This is a genomic window from Streptomyces sp. NPDC057638 (genome assembly GCF_042800315.1).
GTDB lineage: Bacteria > Actinomycetota > Actinomycetes > Streptomycetales > Streptomycetaceae > Streptomyces.
Genome location: NZ_JBHVHF010000192.1, coordinates 1 through 16,128, shown reverse-complemented (window position 1 = coordinate 16,128; position 16,128 = coordinate 1). Strand labels below are relative to the sequence as shown.

Genomic DNA, 16,128 nt, shown 5'->3' with positions numbered 1-16,128 from the left:
GCCCCGGCCCGCTCAGGGCTTCACCCCGCCCGTGACACCGGCGGGCTCGACACACTGCGGGCGTAGATACGGTGCAGGGCGCGCAGCTGGTAGCGGGTGCGTCCCAGCGCGTCATGGCCCGCGACGCGCAGCAGATGGTGGTCGACGAGTCGTTCCAGCGTCTCCTCCGCGTCGTTCGGATCCAGCCCGGTGAGCTCACCGGCGACGACATAGCCGTCCGGACAGGTCAGGGACCCCAGCCGCCGGAACACCCGGGAGGCGGCGGAGTCGAGACGGCTGTAGGAGTGGGCCAGCCGGGTGCGGATGTCCACCGTGCCGTAGGCGAGTTCGTCCAGTCGGCGTTCCTCGTCGGTGGCCCGTCCCAGCAGATGGTGGAGGGTCAGATGAGGCCGGGCGACCAGCCTGTCGGCGACGGCCCGCAGGGCGAGGGGGATCCCCTCACAGACCCGGACGAGCTGGACGGCGGCGGCGAGGTCCGCCACCACCCGGTCGTTCCCCACCAGCCGGGCGAGCAGTTCCACGCCCTCCGGCTCGGACAGCTCCCCCAGGCTCCAGGGCCGGGCGCCCGCGGGCATGCTCAGGGGCGCCCGCGCGGTGACGAGTACGGCACAGCCCGCACCGGCCGGGAGCAGCGGGACGACCTGCTCGGCGTCGGCGGCGTCGTCCAGGACCACCAGCACGCGCCGTCCGGCCAGCCGGTTGCGGTAGAGGGCGGTCAGCTCACCGAGACAGGCGGGGAGTTCCTGAGGGTCGGCCCCGAGGATGGTGAGGAAGTGGGAGAGGACGGCCGCGGGACGGGCGGGCGCCTCGCCGTTGCCGCGCAGTTCGGCGTAGAGCCGTCCACCGGGGAACGCCTGCCGCACCCGGTGCGCCGTGTGCACGGCGAGCGCCGTCTTCCCCACGCCACCGGCGCCGCGGATGACGACGATCGGCGGGGTGCCGCCGTCACGCGCGGTCAGGATCGCGGTAAGTCCCCCGACATCCCGGGCCCGCCCGGTGAAGTCCGCCAGATCGACGGGGAGGAGGTCGGGGCCCACGGCGGCGGCGGGGTCCTGGCCACGGGGAGCGGTGCCACCGCCCCCGGTGCCCGCCCACCGGGGATACGCCACCCCGGCGAGACGGGGGTCCACGGTCGCGAGCGGTACGGGACCGCCTTCCGCGGGGTCGCCCGGGTCCGCCGCCGTGACGATCCGGAGGCCCGCCGCCGTGGGCAGCTCCGGGTCCGCGTCCGGCACGGCGATGAGCCGGCCGCGCGGGGACGGCAGGGGTTCGCCCCGGAGCATCAGCCGGTACAGCTCCTGGAGTCCCGATCCGGGCGCGGTGCCCAGCTCGTCGGCGATGGTCCGGCGGGCGCGCTCGTACTGCGCGAGGGCCTCGGCGCGCTGGCCACCCGCGTACAGGGCGCGCACGAGCCGCTCGTGGAGCAGTTCGGCCATGGGCGCCTCCAGCAGGACATGGCGCAGTTCGTCGATGACCGCGTCGCCGCGGCCGACCCGTATCTCCGTGTCCGCGCACTCGGCGAGCGTCTCGTGGCGGAGCTGGCGGAGGCTGTCACGGAACCGTGACGCCCATTCGTTGTTCAGCCCGGCCAGCGCCTCGCCGCGCCAGAGGTGGAGCGCCTGGCGCAGCAGGACGCCTCGCTCCGGCGCGTCGGGGGGTGTGGCGCGGGCGCGGCTCACCAGGGCGCGGAACCGGTGCAGATCGACCTGGTCCGGGCTGATGCCCAGGCGGTATCCCACATCGCCGCGCGACAGGGTGACGGGTGTGTGGGTCGCCTCGGTGGCGGCGAGCAGTGCGCGGCGGAGCCGGGCGACATAGGTGTAGATCACGTTCCGTACGCCGTCCGGCGGGGATTCCCCCCAGACCCGGTCGACGAGCGTCCGGATTCCCAGCGCGCGCTCCGGATCGACGAGGATCGCCGCCAGGACACTTCTCTGGCGCTCGGGGCCGAGATCGACACGCTGGTCTCCCACCCACATCTCGACCGGTCCGAGCACCCGAAACTCAATCATGTTTCCCCCCATCCACTGGCCCGTGTCGGCACGGCCGCCGACAGAGCGCCAGTTGGCATTGTTCTCTTGCAGCGGCCTTCGGCCCCCTTCGGCCCGGAACACCGGGTTCAGCCGGTGCGCGCACGCGTGACGGCGTGGTCGACGCCTTGGTCACGCCCTTTCCCCTTGGGCGGAAGAGAACGGAAGGACGGTGTACTCACCGGAGAACGGGCCCATCCCCTATGCGCCCATCGACCGGAGTCAGGAATTCCTGTATTGCCCTGTGTGGGTTACGGAGCGACCGTCGTGGTCGGCCGGTATCCACATCGCCTGAATAATAGCTCCGTTCACCCGGTATTCTCCAGTGAATGCGACCACGGTGGGATAGGGGCGGAACGAGTGAATCCTCATTCATGGCGTATTCACATCAACCCATACCGGCTTGCCGACACGCCCTGGGCAACAGCGGATTCCCGGTCATCGGCAGAGGGAATGGGTCCGCCCGGAGAATGACGGATCCCGCTGCCGAATTCACCCTCCAGGTGGTTCCGCCATCTTTCTCCCGCAGGTCACATCGGCCTCACCCGCGGCGGTGGCGAGGACGGCCCGCGCCTCCTCCGGGTGTCACGGGCCCGTGTCCCGGGCCCGGCCGCCGACCTCGTGGGTACGGGCGGCGCCCGGCGCCGCCGCCGCGAAGGAGGCGCCTCGGAGTGCCGTCCGTCAGCCCTCTTCCAGCTGTCCTCCAGCCATCCGCCGACCGTTCTTCAACCAACTGTCAGGAGCGACCACCGTCCCGGACCCGTACACCACGGACACCGCCGCCGCACAACCGCCCGACACGAACGACGGCGACGCAGGCGCAGACACGGCCGCAGCCGCAGCCAGAGCCGCAGCCACAGGCGACAAGGCGGCGGGCTCGCACCCCGAGCCGACCCGCTGGATCAGCCGTGCGCGCGGGGGGATCAGGGCGCGGCGGGCAGCCAGTTGCCATGGAAACCATGAGGGACCCGGGCCGGGAGTTCCACGGTCGCGACGGTCTCCAGCGTGGCCGCGTCGAGCAGCACGAGATCGCTGCGCGCCGTCGGCCCGTCATAGACGAACCCCATGAGAACGCCCTCGTCCTCCCCCGCGTCCGGCCCGTCGGGGACGAAGACGAACTCCCCGGCCTCCTTGCCCCGGCCCAGCGCCCGGGTGGTGACCGTGCCGAGGACCAGGTCGTGCTTGAGTACGGCGTCGGTGGGGACGGCCCCGGTCAGCGCGCCCATGGCGTAGCCGAAGCGATGCGCGCCGCTCACCACCCGGTCGTCGACGCGCGGGAACTCCTGGGGCCGTTCGTCCAGCCGGGTCTCGATCACCTTGCCCGCGGCCAGGTCCACCGTCCAGCGGTCGAGGGTGGGGGGTCCCTCGTTCGGCCCGCGCAGATCGCTGACGAACATCCTCGGGTGCCGCACGACGTCCAGCACCACGGTGGCGCCGGAGTCATAGGCGTTGAGGGTGTGGAAGACGTAGCAGGGCTCCACCTCGAACCAGCGGACGTCGCGCGATCCCCCCTCGCGCGGCAGCAGGCCGATCCTGGCCTGGTGCCGCGGGTTCCAGCGGAAGGGAAGGTTCTCGTTGGCTCTCATCCGCGCCCCGACCATCGCGGCGACCGGGCCGGGCACCCGGACCCGGCCGATCAGCGCGGACAGCACCAGGGCCATGGGCAGCCGTAACGGCCGGGGGACGGTGACACGGGCGGCCTGCCGGGCGTCGAAGGTGACCGGAAGGTCGTAGAGCACGACGTACCTCCGGGTGAGCGCGAAGTCGTGCATCATCGGCATGCCCGGCACCTGGATGTCCACCGATCTGCGGGCCCGCCCGTCGGCGCCGATGACCGAGTACTGCACCCGGTTCCCGCGTCCGAAGAAGTGGCTGACGGCGTGCAGTTCACCGGTCACGGGGTCCCGCTTGGGGTGTGCGGTGTAGCCGCCGGAGAGGGTACCGTCGAAATCGCACGGGCCCAGCGTGCCGAGTTCGTGATCCAGTTCACAGCTGGCCACGCCGCCCTCGACGAGGGCGAGATCACGGCCCGCGTGCCGGATGACGTTGGTGTTCGCCCCGTACAGCTCGAAGCCCGCGCGATGCCGTGGCGGCCGGGTGATCTCCCCGTCCGCCATCCTCATCCGCGAGGTCCGCACCCAGCGGTTGCGGTACCACTCGGCCCGGCCGTCCCGGATCCGTACGCCGTGGACCATGCCGTCCCCCATGAACCAGTGGTAGGCGTCGGGGTCGACCTCGGCTATCGGATTGGGGCCGTTGCGCACGTATCTGCCGTTCAAGTGCTCCGGAATGCGGCCGGTCACCTTCAGTTCGGTGACGGTGTGCTCGGTGTGGACCGGTGCGTAGTTACCCTCAAGGTACTCATTGCCCATCGTCGGTCGTCTCCTCTGACGGACCGGACGGGGCGGCGGGGGACGCGGAGCGGCCCCGTGCGCGGCGACCCCTCGTTCCCCTGGCCCCGCCTTCCGGTAAGTCAGTCAGATTATCGACCAGGCGTCCTTGGCCAGGGCATCCGATGTGTTGCGGTGGTTCGACGGTGAACACGGCACATCCAGTGAGCCCGGTGAACCCCGTGCACACGGCGAACCCGGAACCGAAGGAGCGGGTTTCGGCGCTGAGCACACGGACGGGGGCTCGGGGACGAGCGCGGAACCGTAGGGCCGGAGTCCGGCAACCCGGGCCCGTCAGCCCGCGACACCGCCGACGAACAGCGCGGCGACCGCGAGCCCCTGGAGGACCGCCCGGGCGTTGATCACGCTGTCCCATCTCGCCTGGAGTTCCCGCGCGTCCAGCGGAGTGCGCCCCTCCCTGGCCGCGGCGGTGAGCTGGCGGTTCACCGGCACGCTCACCCACAGATAGAGCGCCAGCCAGCACCCCATCAGGACGACCGCGGTGGCACCCGCCCCGATGGCCAGGGCGCCGCCGTTCAGTACGGCGGTGATCGCGGCCAGCGCGGTGGCGATCACGCTCACCGCCCCCGCTACGGGCAGTCGCTTGTCCCCGTAGAAGTGGACGAAGCCCATGACCCGGGTGAGCGATCTGTCGTCGATCCGCCCCAAGGCGGAGCGCTGCACGGTGGCGCAGAAGACATCGGTTCCGTAGATGACCCCGGCCGCCAGCACGGCGATGCCGGTGAAGAGTTGGTGAGCCACCGTCACTGGGGCGCTCCCGCTTCGTCGTATTCGTCGCATGCGTCGAAGTGCATGTGTTCCCGGGCCGGACCCGGCGTCCGACGACCCGTCATCGCTATGTCGGCCAAGCCTCGTTACTAGCGACGCTAGCAGGGCTGTCGCTGGCATCACAAGCATTGCTAGGAATACGAATGGCGTTAGCATGTGGCCATGGCCGTGAAAGAGCGACGCGAACGCGAGTACGCCCGGCGCCATCAGCTGATCATCGACACGGCCCGGCGTCTCGCGGAGGCCGAGGGCTGGACGGCGGTGACCACACGGCGCCTCGCCGAGACCATCGAGTACAGCCAGCCCGTGCTCTACAGCCATTTCACGGGCAAGGAGGCGATCGTCGGCGCCGTCGCCGTCGAAGGCTTCGGCGAACTCGCGGCGGCGCTGCGCCAGGCACGCGCGGAGGCCGAGGAACCGGTGACGGCGCTCCGCCGGGTCGCGCACGCCTACACCGGCTTCGCCCTCACCCATCCGACGCTGTACGAGGCGATGTTCCTCCTCCCCACCGATCTCGCCTTCGGTCAGCCGGAGACTCCGGAAGCCCTCACCTCCGCCTACCAAGAGCTGTACGCGGTGGTGGTCGCGGCACTGGACGACCCGGCCCCCGATATGTGCACCGAGGTGATGTGGAGCGCGCTGCACGGACTCGTCAGCCTCTTCCGCAGCGGCCGGCTGAAGGTCGGCGAGCACCATGAGCGGCTCGATCTGCTGCTCGACCGGTTCACCCAGCGGGGCTGACACCGGACGGCGCCGCCGGGCCCGTGAGGGCGTCACCGTGGCCGGGCGTCGCGCTCTCCCCGCCCCTCCGACCTGTCCCGGGGTTCCAGACCGCCGGCGGTCGGCGCGGAACGCGCCACCGCGACCCCAACACACCGCGCCCGGACGGCCGCGGGGCCTTCCGCCGCGGTGCGGTGCCACGGTTCCCACCCGTTCGCACCCCGCGCCCCCGGGCGCGCCCCGATGCCGGATGCCGCTGATCCCGCCGGGCTGACCGGGCCCGCTCCGCGACCCTGACTCCACCTCCGTACGGGCGGGTTCCCCAGGTCGCCTCCTCGTCCTGCCCCGGCGCGGCGCATGCCCGTGACTCACCGTGCCGCGCCCACCCCGTCAAGGCCCGATCAAGACACGTTCAAGCCCGAGAGCAAGCTCGATCGGTCACCGTAAGGGCACGCCGGGAGGATCCGGCCGTCAGCGGGGGTCCGCGACGGGACCCGCAGTCCCTTCGGTCGGGCGGGCGCCCCCCACCTGACCCGTGACCAGCGAACTCCTCGCCCCTCGTGGCGCCGACACCCACCGCGTCAACGGCGTGCTCGCCCCACCGTTCGGCTCGCACCCCGTGAACACACACCGACCCAGCGACAGACCGCGACGAAAGGCGGATCCACCATGAACAGCGCCGGGAACGACTACCTTCACGCCGTCCAGCACGCCGTCATGGACGCGCTCGGCATCGACCGGGCGGAGGCCGACCCCGAGGCCACGCTCCTCGGTGACCTGGGCGCCGAGTCCATCGACCTGCTCGACATCCTCTTCCGGCTGGAGCGGGTCTCCGGTGTCCGGATCACCGTGGCGGACATCGCCGACCTGCTCCAGGGCGGCATCCCCGACGCGGAGTTCGGCGACGACAACCAGGTCAACCACACCGGCCTCACCCATCTGGAGAAGGTGCTGCCGCAGTTCGACCGTGGCCGGCTCACGGAGCCGCTCACACCTGACGGGGTGCTGGGCCTGTTCACCCTCAGGAACCTGAGCGATCTGCTCACCTCCCGTACCGCCATGGCCGATGCGGCCTGATCCCGACTCCGTATCCGCCGCTGTGAAGGGCGGCGGGGTCGCGGGGAGCGCCGGGGTATCCCCCATCCCGGTACCCCCGCCCCGGATCCTGGTGGGGACGGATCTGGTGGCCGTCGACCGGATCGCACGGCTCCTGGCGGAGCAGCCCGGTCTCGCCGCCCGCGTCTTCACCGGGCGGGAACTCGCCTACTGCCAGAGCCGGGGCCGGAGCGCGCCGGCGCATCTCGCGGCACGGTTCGCGGCGAAGGAGGCCGTACTCAAGGCACTGGGTACGGGCGCGGCCGGGGCCGACTGGACGGATATCGAGGTCGTCAACGGGCGCGACGGCAGGCCCGGTCTGCGGTTGCGCGGCCGTGCCGCGAGCACGGCCCGCCGTGAACGCACCCACAACGCGGAGATCTCCCTCACGCACACGGCGGGGCTCGCGATGGCCCACGCGGTACTCCTGTGCGCCGGATGACCAGCCCGCGCCCCCCCCACACACACAAACGAACCGCACCACACGAACGAACCGCACCACAGAAACGAATCCAGCGGCACATATGGGCACAGCGGCACATATGGGCACAGGCGAACAAACAGAACGGGGGAACACCATGAGGCTCACGGACCGAGTAGCCCTGGTCACCGGAGCGTCCCGGGGCATCGGCAGAAGCATCGCGCTGGCACTCGCCCGGGAGGGCGCGGCCGTGGCGGTCAACTACCGCTCCCGCCACCAGGACGCCCGGTCCGTGGTGGCGGAGATCGAGGCGCTGGGCGGACGCGCCGTCGCCGTCGCCGCCGACGTCGCCGACCCGGCCGCCGCGGCCCGACTGGTCGCCCGGACCCGGACGGACCTCGGCGGACTGCACATCCTGGTCAACAACGCCGGGATCACCGACGACGGCCTGATCCACGACCTCAGCCCGGACGCCTGGCTGGACGTCATGAAGGTGAACTTCGGCGGGGCGTACCACTGCACCAGCGCCGTGACGGAGCACTTCATGGCCGAGCGGGACGGCGCGATCGTGAACATCTCCTCCGTCATGGGCGAGCGCGGCTGGATCGGGCAGTCGGCCTACGCGGCCTCCAAAGGCGCGCTCAACGCGCTGACCCGTTCCGCCGCCGTGGAACTGGCGCGGTTCGGCGTCCGGGTGAACGCGGTCTGCGCGGGCTTCACCCCGACCGAGCTGACCGGCCCCCTCCTCGACGGGCCTTCCGGCCGGGCGATCAGACGGCAGGTGCCGCTGCGCTCCTTCGCCGACCCGTCCCAGATCGCCGCCGTGGCCCTGTTCCTCGCCGGTCCCGACTCCGGCTATCTCACCGGCGCGCTGGTCCGGGCGGACGGCGGATTCGCCGCCCAGCTCGGCACCGGGCACGCGTGAGGGGCGGGTGGCCGACCATGTGTCTCCGTACATGCCTCTGTACATGCCTCCGCCCGCGCCGAGGCCCGCGTCCGGGCCCGCTCGGTCCCATCCCTTCCCCGGGTCCGGCCGGTCAGGGCGCTCCGGCCGCCGGCAGCGCCGTGCCCCCGCCGACCGGCGGCATCACGCTCCACGGCCCTGGGGCCCGGGGAGTGGTCGCCGTATGAGGCGGGTGGCGATCACCGGCCTGGGCGCCGTCACTCCCCTGGGCAACGACGCCGCCTCGACCTGGCGCGGCCTGGTGGCCGGGCGCAGTGGTGTCGGTCCTCTGACGGTCTTCGACCCCACGGGCTTCCCGGTGCGTATCGCGGGCGAGGTCAGGGGCTTCGACCCGGCCGCGGCCGTGCCGCGTGACGCGGACCGTCCCCGGCTCTCCCGGGCCGGTGGCTTCGGTGTCGCCGCGCTGCTGGAGGCCCGGCGCGACGCTGCCGTGGAGCCGTCCACGTACGCCTACGGTGAGCGGGGGGTCGCGATGGGCGCGAGCGTCGGACGGCCCGAGGCGCGCTTCCTCGCCGACATCGCGAGCCTGCGCGAGCGTACGGGGCGGCCGGACGCGTTCCTCCGGCAGGCCCCCGGCACCACCCTCACCGACGACCAGAACGTGCCGCTCAGCGCCATGGCCCGGCTGCTGGGGGCGACCGGGCCCATGCTCGGGGTCAGTACGGCCTGTTGCGGTTCGGGGCACGCCATCGGCGAGGCGTACCGCGCCATCCAGGAGGGAGACGCGCGGCTCATGGCCGCGGGCGGGTACGACTCGCTGACGACCTGGCTTGATCTGCTGGGTTTCGGTCTGCTGGGAGCGCTCACCGACCGGTACGGCGACGATCCCCGCTCGGCCTCCCGGCCCTTCGACGCCGACCGCTCCGGATTCGTCCTCGGTGAGGGCGCGGTCGTCTGTGCCCTGGAGGATCTGGACGGCGCGCGGGCGCGCGGCGCGCGGGTCATGGGCGAGGTACTCGGCTACGGCAGCACCCTCAACGCCTGGCGGATCACCGACGCGCCACCGGATGGCTCAGGTGCCGCCCAGGCCATGGCGGCGGCCATCGCCGACGCGGGCCTCGCCCCGGATGACATCGACTACGTCGTGGCGCACGGCACCGGCACCCGGGGCAATGACCTGGCCGAGACCGTGGCACTGAAGAGGGTCTTCGGCGACCACGCCCACCGGCTCGTGGTCAGCTCGCCGAAGTCGATGGCGGGGCATCTGACCGCGGCCGGGGCCGCGCTCAACGTCCTCGCCGCGCTGGGCGCCATCCGCACCTCGACGGTTCCGCCGACGATCAACCTCGACACCCCGGACCGGGGGCTCGATCTCGACTACGTACCGCACACCGCCCGTTCGATGCCCGTCTCGACGGTGCTGGTCAACGCGTTCGCCTTCGGCGGTGCCAACGTCAGTCTCGTGATCGGCGCGCCCGAGGGGTCCCGGTGAGCGGCCCGCCGCCGGTCGTGGCGGCCACCGTCCAGGGAAGGGGCACCCCTGGTCTGACCACGGCGAGCGGGACCGGGCGGCGTGTGGCCGTGACCGGTCTGGGGCTGCTGACCGCCCTCGGTGAGGGTGCCGGAGCCACCTGGGCGGGGCTGCTCGGCGGGCGCGGCGGCATCGGGCCGCTGCGCGGCTACGACCCGTCCCCGCTGCGTACCCGCGTCGGGGCCGAGATCCACGGCTTCGACGCCACCCGGTTCGCCTCCCGGCGCGCGCTGCGGACGCTCAACCGCGGCGACCGGCTCGCCGTCGCGGGCGCCGCGCTCGCCCTGGCCGACGCCGGTCTCGACGGGGAGGGCGAACTCGGGAGCCGTACCGGGCTCTTCCTGGGCGGCAACAAGGAGATGCCGCGCATGGACGGCCTCATCGCCGGGGTCGCCACGGCCCGGGACCGCGGCGGCGCGGTCGATCTGGCGGCGCTGGGGCGCACCGCCGCCTCCGTCATCCCCCCGCTGTTCTTCGTCGAGGGCCTCCAGCCCGCCGCCTCGTTCCACATCTCGCACCGGTACGGCATCCGTGGCGCAAACGTCTTCCTCGCCGGGACCGCCGACTCCGGTACGTCGGCGATCGGGCACGCTATGCGCGCGGTACGGAGAGGGGAGGCCGACCTCGTCCTCGCGGGCGGGTACGACGACGCCACCTCCTGGTGGCCCGCGTCCAAGATGGACGGGCTGGGCGTGCTGACCACCCGTAACGACCTCGGGGCCGAGGCGTTCCGGCCCTTCGACAAGGACCACACCGGTTCCGTCCTGGGCGAGGGCGCGGCCCTGCTCGTCCTGGAGGAACTCGGCCACGCGCGCCGGCGCGGCGCCCGCGTCTACGCCGAACTCACCGGCTTCGGCGCGGGCAACGACTGTGTGCGCCCGCCGGCCCCGCACCCGCGCGGCCGGGGCCTGTCGCACGCCATCGGCCGCGCCCTGCGCGACGCCGGGCGCGGCCCGGGGACTGACTACGTGGCGGCGCACGGCTGTGCGACGCCCCGGGGCGATGTCAGTGAGGCGCGGGCCCTGCGTGACGCGCTCGGCCACCGGGCGGACGCCGCGGCCATCAGCAGCGTGAAGCCGCAGACGGGTCATCTGGTCGGCGGCGCCGGGGCGCTCAACGCGGCGGTCGCCGCGCTGGCGCTCTACACCGGGGTGATCCCCGCGACCCCGCATCTGGAGACGCCCGCGCCCGGCTGCGACCTGGACTGGGTGCCCGGCGCGCCGCGCGACGCACGTCCGGCCACCGCGCTCGCCCTGGCCCGGGGTCTGGAGGGCCAGGCGGCGGCGCTGGCCCTGGCGCGGTTCCCATGACGGCCGCGCGTTCCAGGGGACCGACCACACCGACAGCACCAGTCGCGCAGACAACACCGACAGGGCTTCCGAGCCGGGAGACGACGACCACACCACGAGGGCGAGAACGCCGGGAGAGGGCGGGCGAGATGAACGACGGGACAGCAATGGGGGCGGGAGACCAGGACCGGGACACCGGACAGGGAGGCGCGTGGGATCTCCCTGGGCCAGGCGCCGCCGCACCCGCCCGGAGCACACCGGACCACCCGCCACCGGACACCGCCCGCCGGCTTCGGACGGGGCGGCACGACCCCGCCCCCGGCTCCCGGCCCGTTCCACCGGACCGACCGGCGCACCCGGCCGACCCGGTGCGGGTCTTCGTGGCGGGCGTCGGCGCCATCACCGCCCTGGGCCAGGGGGCGGACGTGCTGTGGCGGGGCGTCCAGGCGGGCCACAGTGCCATCCGCCAGGTCACGTCCCTGCCCATGGACGGCTATCCCACCGACCTCGGCGCCGAGGTGCCTGATCCGCCCCTCCCTCCCTACGACTACGCGGGCCCACTGGGCGGCACGGAGCGCGAACCCGCCCTCGACTACGCCCTTATCGCCGCCGAGGAGGCCCTGACCGCCGCCGGGATCGCGGTGACGGACCCGGCGGCGGACCGTGCGTACGACAGCCCACCGGACCGCGCGTCCGACCGATCGCACGACAGCGCACCGGACCACGCGTCCCACCGGCCACACGAACCGACACCGGACCACGCGTCCGACCGGCCACACGACCCGACACCGGACCACGCGTCCGACCGGCCACACGACCCGACACCTGACCACGCGTCCGACCGCACACCGGACCACCCACCCCGCCGACCGCACAACCCCATGACGGACCGACCACACGACCCTATGACCGGCCGAACCGCGCGCCGGGCACCGGGCACCGCCCCCACCTCCGCACCCGGCCAGGTCGGTTCCCTCCCCGCGCACCGCTTCGGCGTGGTCGTCGGCAGTTGCAACGGCGGCCTGCGCGGTGCCGAGCGGGCCCTGCGCCGGGCCCGCTCCGGCCGGGCCGTTCCGGCGGACCGGGTGCGGCCGCTGCTCGTTCCCCCGCACGCCATCGCCGAGGCGCTCAGCGCGGCCTTCGGTCTCCAGGGCCCCTGTCTCTCCGTCAACACGGCCTGTGCCTCGGGCGCCCACGCCCTCGCGCACGCGCTGGAGGTCATCCGCGCCGGACGGGCCGACGCCATGCTGGTCGGCGGCGCCGACGCGTTCACCGAGACCGCGTTCGCCGGGTTCGGCGGCCTCCAGTCGCTGTCGAGCCGGCCGGCCGCCCCCTACTGCCGGGACCGGGACGGACTCTCGCTCGGCGAGGGCGGCGGCATGCTGGTCCTGGTCGCGGAGCCGGTGGCGCGCTCGATGGGCGCGCCCCTCCTCGCGGAGGTGCTGGGCTACGGCCTCTCCGCCGACGGCTACCACGCCACCGCACCCCACCCCGGCGGCGAGGGAGCGGCGCGGGCGATCCGTGCGGCGCTCGTGTCCTGCGGGCTCACCCCGGACGACATCGTCTACATCAATGGCCATGGCACCGGGACGCCCAGGAACGACGCGGCCGAGAGCGCCGCCGTGCGCGCCGCTCTCGGGCCCGCCGCCGAACGCACCGCGCTGAGCAGCACCAAGTCGATGGTGGGACATCTGCTGGGGGCGGCGGGGGCGGTGGAGGCGATCGTCACCGTGCTGGCACTGCGGGACCAGATCGCGCCGCCCACCGCGCACCTCACCCGGACGGATCCGGCGTGCGGCCTCGATCCGGTGCCGGGGACGGCCCGGCCGATGGCCATGGCGGTGGCGCTGTCCAACAACTTCGCGTTCGCCGGGGCCAACGCGACGGTCGCCTTCGGCCGTGTCACCGGTCCGGGCGAGGCAGGCCCGGCGGACGGAGGCACCCGTTCCCCGGCCGCCCCCGGACCCGGACCCGGCTGTTCCCCAGCCACCCCCGGACCCGGAGGCACCCGTTCCCTCAGCACCCCCGCCCCCGGCCGCGTCCCGGGCGCCGACGGACGCGTCGGCCCGACGGACACCACGCGCCCGGATGTCCGAGTCGGCCCCACCCGTACCACCCTCACCACAGCGACGGACGAACCCGTCGTCATCACGGGCGTCGGCGTGCTCCTCGCCGCGGGCACGTCCGGCGAACGCCTGTGGGAGAGCTACCACCGTCCGCCGACGCTGGCGGGCGCCCCCGGACCCGGCGCCCCCGGCGGCGTCCCGTTCCCGCCGGCCCCCGATGGCCCGCGCTTCGCCCCGGTGGAGTTCGACCCGGACCGCCTCACCACGCCACGCGAGCGCCGACGGATGGACCGGCTGGGCCAGCTGGCCGTCGGGGTCGCCCGTGACGCGCTGGCGGACGCCCGGCTGACCGCCGGGGACGGTGTCGGGGTCGTCCTCGGCACCTGCCTCGGGCCGCTGCGCAGCCTCGGGGAGTTCCTGCTGCCGGTCCTGGCGGACGGCCCGTCGGCGGCGGCTCCCGCGCTCTTCCCCAACACCGTGTGCAACGCGGCGGCCGGTCAGATCGCCCGGGTGGTCGGCGCGCGGGGGCCGACCTCGACCGTGACGGCGGGCCACGCGGCGGGCGCGTCCGCGCTCGCCGTCGCCCACGATCTGCTGCGTACGGGACGGGCCGACGCGGTGGTCTGTCCCGCCGTCGACGAACTGCCCCCCTGGGTGAGGTCGGCCTACCGGGCACTGCCGCTCTTCGGCGGTCGCTCCGGCCGGGCCTGCACGCTCGCCGAGGGCGGTGCCGCCCTCGTCCTGGAACGGGAGTCGGCGGCGCGGGCGCGCGGGGCACGGATCCTCGGCCGGCTCGCCGGATACGGTTCGGCCTCCGACGCCCTGGGCATCGGACGCTGGGACCGGGACGGCCGGGGCGCCGAACGGGCCATGCGGGCCGCGCTGCGCGACGCCGGTGCCGCCCCGGGTGATCTGACGGCCGTCTGGGCCGGAGCGACGGGAGTGGACCTCGCGGACCGCGCCGAGGAACGCGCCCTGCGCCGACTCGCCCCGCCCTGCCCGGTGGAGCGGCCGCTGCGGGTCCTCGGCGAACCCGTCGGCGCCGGAGCGGTGGTCTCCGCGGTGCTCGCGGTGACCGGATGGCGCCGGGGCGGCCCCGGCGCACCACCCGGCGCCGTCCCCGCCGACAGCCCGTCCCGCAGACCGACCGGCCCCGTGCTCGTCAACAGCTCGTCCCTCTGCGGTACCCACTACAGCCTCGTCCTGCGCCCCGGATCGGAGAACTGACCGTGCCCGAGACCACCGACCGCCATGTCTCCGTCGTCGCCACGGGCGCGTTCCTGCCGGGCGACCCACTCGACAACGACGCCCTCGCCCGGCTGGTCGGGCCGCTGCCCGACGAGCTGCTGGCGGCGACCGGGGTCAGGCGCCGCCACTGGCTGGTCGACCCGGTCAGCGGTGAACACCGCACCGGCACCGCCCGGATGGCCACCGCCGCCGCCCGTCAGGCCCTGGACCGGGCGGGTATGGCGGCCGGGGAGCCGGATCTGATCGTCGTCTCGACCGCCAGCCCCGACGATCCGCTGCCCGTGACCGGGACCTATGTCCAGGAGGCGCTCGGCCTGGAGCGCTGTGCCGTGATCGAGATCCGCGCGGGCTGTGTCGGTGCCGTCCAGGCGCTGGACACCGCCCGTCGGCTGCTCGCCGACGGCACCCACCGTACGGCCCTGGTCATCGGCGCCGAGTCGATATCACCGCTGCTCACGCCCCTGTACCTGGGCAGGGATCCGCGCACGGTCCGGCTGCGGGACCGGCTGACGGTCCATACCTTCGGCGACGGCGCGGCCGCCGTGGTGCTGCGGGCGGGGGACGAGGGGTCGGCGGCCGGCCGACCGCGCCCGGTCTTCGCCACCCGGTGTCTGGGCGGTGCCCGCGCACCCGGTATGCGGATCGCCCGCGACGGTACGGAGATGCCGCCGGCCGGGCGGCGCTCCCCCGAGCGTCCGGTGGGCATCCGGCTCGACCTCCCCGGCACGGCGGCGTTCGGCCCCCGGGTGTTCGTGACGGGCCTGCGGGATGTGCTGGAGCACGCGGGCCTGTCGGTGGCCGACATCGACGTCTGTGTCGTACCCGAGGGCGACGCCGCGTACTTCAGCGACGCGTTCGAGGCGGCGGGACTGAGCGCCGCCGAGCACGCCCTCCTGCGGACGTCCCTGGTCGAGAACCTGGCCGACGTGGGCGCCACGGGATCGCCCGCCGTGCTCCTGGCACTCGACGCGGGGTGGGTGAGCGGCCGCGTCCGGCCCGGTGACACGGTGGTGCTGCTGGCCGTCGAGGCGAGCCGCTATCTGTACGCGGGCCTGACACTCACCTGGGACGCCCCAGCCCCGGTGCCGGGGCGGTGAGCGGCGCCCTCACGGGCCGGACCGCGCGGGGCTCGCCGGGCGCGTGGTCCCACCTGCCCGCGGGCCCTCAGCGGCCCGCCGTGGGCCCGGCGAGGACGGCCCGCCGCCGTTCCACGGCGACCCCGCCCCAGACACCGTTGGACTGTCCCGTCTCCCGGGCCCAGTCGGCGCACTCGGCCGCCACCGGGCAGCGTCGGCAGACCGCGCGGGCCCGCTCCACCTGCTTCGCCCCCGGGCCGGTGGTGCTGACGGGGAAGAAGAGTTCGGGATCCGCCGTGTCGGCGCACGCCGCCTCACGCTGCCACTCCATCGCGTCCCGGCCGCCTGAGTGGTGGAACCTGTCTCCCGGATTCGCCTTCACGCGCCCGCCCTCCGCTCCGTCCGCCGTGTCGTGTGCGCTGTCGTCCTCATAGAGGGCGGGTTCCACGAGAGGACGCCGTCACACCCACGGACCCGGGGCGGGTCGGGTGGGACACGGCTCGCCCTCGCGGCGGCCCGGGCGCAGGGCACGGGACCGCTCGCGAGGGCGGGAGGTCCGGGAGGGGGGC

The 16,128-nt window shown here is 74.0% G+C and carries 12 protein-coding genes; 8 read left to right on the top strand and 4 right to left on the bottom strand.

Features of this window, described 5'->3' with window-relative positions; all coding sequences use genetic code 11:
• Window positions 1-20: 20 nt before the first annotated feature.
• From ACFVIM_RS23520 to ACFVIM_RS23510, 3 genes are all read right to left on the bottom strand, one after another.
• Window positions 21-2,012 carry a BTAD domain-containing putative transcriptional regulator gene (locus ACFVIM_RS23520; RefSeq protein ID WP_384304560.1) on the bottom strand — a complete coding sequence of 664 codons (1,992 nt, stop codon included), beginning with the start codon at window positions 2,010-2,012 and terminating at the stop codon, window positions 21-23.
• Window positions 2,013-2,953: 941 nt separating this feature from the next.
• Entirely contained in the window at window positions 2,954-4,402 is a 1,449-nt protein-coding gene (locus ACFVIM_RS23515; RefSeq protein ID WP_384304558.1) for a carotenoid oxygenase family protein, read from the bottom strand.
• 312 nt (window positions 4,403-4,714) lie between these two features.
• The gene (locus tag ACFVIM_RS23510) at window positions 4,715-5,188 is read right to left on the bottom strand and encodes a DUF1772 domain-containing protein (RefSeq protein ID WP_384304555.1); all 474 of its coding nucleotides are present in this window, start codon (window positions 5,186-5,188) and stop codon (window positions 4,715-4,717) included.
• A 183-nt stretch (window positions 5,189-5,371) separates the two neighbouring features.
• Between ACFVIM_RS23510 and ACFVIM_RS23505 the strand changes: the two genes are divergently transcribed.
• From ACFVIM_RS23505 to ACFVIM_RS23470, 8 genes are all read left to right on the top strand, one after another.
• Window positions 5,372-5,950 carry a TetR/AcrR family transcriptional regulator gene (locus ACFVIM_RS23505; protein WP_384304552.1) on the top strand — a complete coding sequence of 193 codons (579 nt, stop codon included), beginning with the start codon at window positions 5,372-5,374 and terminating at the stop codon, window positions 5,948-5,950.
• A 648-nt stretch (window positions 5,951-6,598) separates the two neighbouring features.
• Window positions 6,599-7,006 carry an acyl carrier protein gene (locus ACFVIM_RS23500; protein WP_384304549.1) on the top strand — a complete coding sequence of 136 codons (408 nt, stop codon included), beginning with the start codon at window positions 6,599-6,601 and terminating at the stop codon, window positions 7,004-7,006.
• Window positions 6,996-7,466 (top strand): holo-ACP synthase, encoded by a 471-nt coding sequence (gene acpS / locus ACFVIM_RS23495; protein ID WP_384304546.1) that lies wholly within the window; start codon window positions 6,996-6,998, stop codon window positions 7,464-7,466. The genes ACFVIM_RS23500 and acpS overlap by 11 nt, the downstream gene beginning before the upstream one ends.
• Window positions 7,467-7,602: 136 nt before the next feature.
• Window positions 7,603-8,370, top strand: coding sequence for an SDR family NAD(P)-dependent oxidoreductase (locus ACFVIM_RS23490; RefSeq protein ID WP_384304544.1), 768 nt, complete (start codon window positions 7,603-7,605; stop codon window positions 8,368-8,370).
• 202 nt (window positions 8,371-8,572) lie between these two features.
• Window positions 8,573-9,841, top strand: a complete 1,269-nt coding sequence (locus ACFVIM_RS23485) for a beta-ketoacyl-[acyl-carrier-protein] synthase family protein (protein ID WP_384304541.1) — start codon at window positions 8,573-8,575, stop codon at window positions 9,839-9,841.
• Window positions 9,838-11,190: a beta-ketoacyl-[acyl-carrier-protein] synthase family protein gene (locus ACFVIM_RS23480; protein ID WP_384304538.1), complete on the top strand. Its 1,353-nt coding sequence runs from the start codon at window positions 9,838-9,840 to the stop codon at window positions 11,188-11,190. The genes ACFVIM_RS23485 and ACFVIM_RS23480 overlap by 4 nt, the downstream gene beginning before the upstream one ends.
• Before the next feature lie 347 nt (window positions 11,191-11,537).
• Window positions 11,538-14,462, top strand: a complete 2,925-nt coding sequence (locus tag ACFVIM_RS23475; protein WP_384304535.1) for a beta-ketoacyl synthase N-terminal-like domain-containing protein — start codon at window positions 11,538-11,540, stop codon at window positions 14,460-14,462.
• Between the two features lie 2 nt (window positions 14,463-14,464).
• Window positions 14,465-15,580 (top strand): 3-oxoacyl-ACP synthase III family protein, encoded by a 1,116-nt coding sequence (locus tag ACFVIM_RS23470; RefSeq protein ID WP_384304532.1) that lies wholly within the window; start codon window positions 14,465-14,467, stop codon window positions 15,578-15,580.
• Window positions 15,581-15,647: 67 nt separating this feature from the next.
• On the opposite strand, the gene ACFVIM_RS23465 is transcribed toward ACFVIM_RS23470, so the two are convergent.
• The gene (locus ACFVIM_RS23465) at window positions 15,648-15,890 is read right to left on the bottom strand and encodes a WhiB family transcriptional regulator (RefSeq protein WP_384304529.1); all 243 of its coding nucleotides are present in this window, start codon (window positions 15,888-15,890) and stop codon (window positions 15,648-15,650) included.
• Between the last annotated feature and the right edge of the window lie 238 nt (window positions 15,891-16,128).

Coding starts and splice junctions, on each gene's coding strand:
- ACFVIM_RS23520 (WP_384304560.1), bottom strand. CDS start 2,012: ATGATTGAGTTTCGGGTGCTCGGACCGGTCGAGATGTGGGTGGGAGAC.
- ACFVIM_RS23515 (WP_384304558.1), bottom strand. CDS start 4,402: ATGGGCAATGAGTACCTTGAGGGTAACTACGCACCGGTCCACACCGAG.
- ACFVIM_RS23505 (WP_384304552.1), top strand. CDS start 5,372: ATGGCCGTGAAAGAGCGACGCGAACGCGAGTACGCCCGGCGCCATCAG.
- ACFVIM_RS23500 (WP_384304549.1), top strand. CDS start 6,599: ATGAACAGCGCCGGGAACGACTACCTTCACGCCGTCCAGCACGCCGTC.
- acpS (WP_384304546.1), top strand. CDS start 6,996: ATGCGGCCTGATCCCGACTCCGTATCCGCCGCTGTGAAGGGCGGCGGG.
- ACFVIM_RS23490 (WP_384304544.1), top strand. CDS start 7,603: ATGAGGCTCACGGACCGAGTAGCCCTGGTCACCGGAGCGTCCCGGGGC.
- ACFVIM_RS23485 (WP_384304541.1), top strand. CDS start 8,573: ATGAGGCGGGTGGCGATCACCGGCCTGGGCGCCGTCACTCCCCTGGGC.
- ACFVIM_RS23465 (WP_384304529.1), bottom strand. CDS start 15,890: ATGGAGTGGCAGCGTGAGGCGGCGTGCGCCGACACGGCGGATCCCGAA.